The organism is Cellulomonas citrea (assembly GCF_009829685.1).
Taxonomy (GTDB): domain Bacteria; phylum Actinomycetota; class Actinomycetes; order Actinomycetales; family Cellulomonadaceae; genus Cellulomonas; species Cellulomonas citrea.
In genome coordinates, this window is the sequence record NZ_VWSD01000312.1 from 1 (window position 1) to 1075 (window position 1075).

General features: G+C 73.6%; 1 protein-coding gene and 1 tRNA gene. Both read right to left on the reverse strand.

The annotated features are described in order from the left end of the window. Nucleotides 1-238 precede the first annotated feature (238 nt). Nucleotides 239-311 (reverse strand) — tRNA-Arg (locus F2B26_RS16405). 87 nt (nt 312-398) lie between these two features. Further along, nucleotides 399-1075 (reverse strand): HAD family hydrolase (locus F2B26_RS16410; protein ID WP_159811147.1); only part of this gene is annotated, 677 nt, incomplete at its 5' end.

The window sequence follows — 1075 nt, forward strand, 5'->3', positions numbered from 1 at the left end:
GTCGAACCAGCGGACGATCCCCTCGGGCACAGTGAGCTCCTTCATAGGCGAGTGCAGCTACCCAGTTCCCTGACAGACCTGGGGACGAGCATCGGCGGCCACCGTCTCCGAGTACCCGACGTCGAGGTCGAGGACGCGGGAGGTTGCGGCCGCTGAAGTCGCTTCGACCGCCCCCAACGACAAGAGCCCCGGTCCGCGTTGCCGCAGACCAGGGCTCTTGCGTCGCTGTCTCAACGAGTGCGCCCGAAGGGACTCGAACCCCCAACCTTCTGATCCGTAGTCAGATGCTCTATCCATTGAGCTACGGGCGCATGGCCATGAGGCCGACGACCAGGGTACAGGTCGCGGGAGCCCCGCCCAAACCGGTTCCGCGCGACCACCCCGTTCGCGGTGCGAGCTCAGCGCCAACGCACCACGTCGGGAGCCGTCCCCAGCCGTCGGGTGGCGGTCGCCAGCACCCGGCGCGAGGGGTTGACGAGCACGGCGCGTGCCGCATCGGCGAGCATCGGCAGGTCGGAGAGCGAGTCGGAGTAGGCCACCTGGACCCCTGTGAGGCCGGCGGCCCGCAGCGCGGCCACCTTGTGCTCGCTGCAGTTGTGCCGGGCGTCGCGGGCGAACCGGTCGCCGTGCCCGAGTCCGGAGGCCAGCAGGTCGACCGCACCGAGCCCGGCGGCGTCGAGGAAGGCCCGGGCCAGGTGGTGCTCGCTCGCCGTCACCACGACGACGTGCGCACCGTCGGCCAGGTGGGCCCGCACCTGCGCGACGCCGTCGACCATGACCGGGCCGCCCGGGGCCGCGAGCCGGGCGCCGACCTGGGCCGCGGGCGCCCGGTACGCCGGCTCGTCCAGACCGCGCAGCGCCACGCGTGCGGACAGCGCGAAGGCGCGCGCCCGGGTGGTCCGGAACGCCGCCAGCCCCAGCAGCAGCGGGCTGAGCACGAGCCCCTCGGCCAGCCGCGCCGGTGACCCGCCGAGCCGCACGAGCACGAGCCGGGTGAAGCTGTCGGTGCGCAGCAGCACCCCGTCCAGGTCGAACGCGACGACGGGCCCGTCGCCCACCGTCAGCCGCCGGCGCG